The sequence below is a fragment of the Streptomyces sp. NPDC001941 genome, from assembly GCF_040296945.1.
In the GTDB taxonomy this organism is placed as follows: Bacteria; Actinomycetota; Actinomycetes; order Streptomycetales; family Streptomycetaceae; genus Streptomyces.
This window is the reverse complement of the sequence record NZ_JBEOYE010000272.1, coordinates 1-1,067: the sequence shown is the minus strand read 5'-3', so window position 1 is coordinate 1,067 and position 1,067 is coordinate 1. Positions and strand designations below refer to the sequence as shown.

The window sequence follows — 1,067 nt, the reverse complement described above, 5'->3', positions numbered from 1 at the left end:
GAGGGGCCCCGGTTCCTGGCCGTGACGCGGTAGTCGAAGGTCTGGCCGGGCCTGAGCGGTCCGGTGCCGAGGGAGTCCTTCTCGCTGACGAGGTCTGCGGACTCCGTGAAGGTGACGGGGGCGTCGGCCGGGGCGTTCAGGCCGGTGACGGTCACGTCGTCGGGGGTGTTGACGTAGCGGCCCGCGACGTTGGAGGTGACCGGAGCCGTGACCGTGCAGGAGACCTGACGGTCGTTGAGGTTGCCTCCGGTGACGCTGATGTCCGCGCTGCCCACGGTGCCGGTCGCCCGCGCGCCGGAGCAGTTGGTGGTGGGGGCGCCGGCCAGGGTCACACCGGCGGGCAGCTTGTCGGTGAACGACCAGCCGTTCTTCGCGCCCAGTTCGTTGGTGTTGGTGATCGTGAAGGTCACCGTGGAGTTCTGCCCGGCGGGGACGGAGGCCGGGCTGAACGACTTGTCCAGCTGCGGGGTGACGTCGATGATGCGGATGTTGTCGAAGGCACCGTCGTTGCCGGCGCCGGAGCCCTCGGCGTTGACCATGCGGATGCCCGCGGAAGTACCGGAGAAGAGGATGGACGAGGTGGCGGGGAAGCGGCCGCCGAGCACACCCGAGTAGTTGGTGGCCCGGCTGTCGGTGCAGGGGTTGATGGTGCCGCCGATCGGGCGGGCGGTCGACCCGTCCAAGAGCGAGAACTGGAACCGCGGTCCGCGGGCGTTACAGGACGCCGCCGCGGCGTCGACGCTGAAGGTCACGAACCGCTTCGTCACGTTCAGCGGGACGGGTGCCGTGGTCTCGAACTGGACCTTGTTGGCACCCGGGTCGCCCTCGGTGTAGGCAGTCACCGCGTTGTTGGTGCTCGGGTCGTTGCCACCGACCTGCCCCAGTACGCTCGCCAGGCGCTTTACGGCAGCGTAGCCGGTCGTACATCCTGCGGCGCCGGCAGCGTTGTTCGGCGAGGAGGCTGACACGATCGCACCGTTGCAGTTCGTCAGCCACGCCGGGTCGGCCGTGTACTTCGTACCCATGGCTCCCGTGTACGCCGGGAGCATGACCACGCGGTTGCCCAT

The 1,067-nt window shown here is 69.1% G+C and carries 1 protein-coding gene; it reads right to left on the bottom strand.

Annotation, left to right across the window (positions count from 1 at the left end; genetic code table 11):
• Positions 1-1,025, bottom strand: a 1,025-nt coding sequence (locus ABT160_RS47110; RefSeq protein WP_502984437.1) for a DUF7933 domain-containing protein, incomplete at its 3' end; no start/stop codon positions are given.
• Between the last annotated feature and the right edge of the window lie 42 nt (positions 1,026-1,067).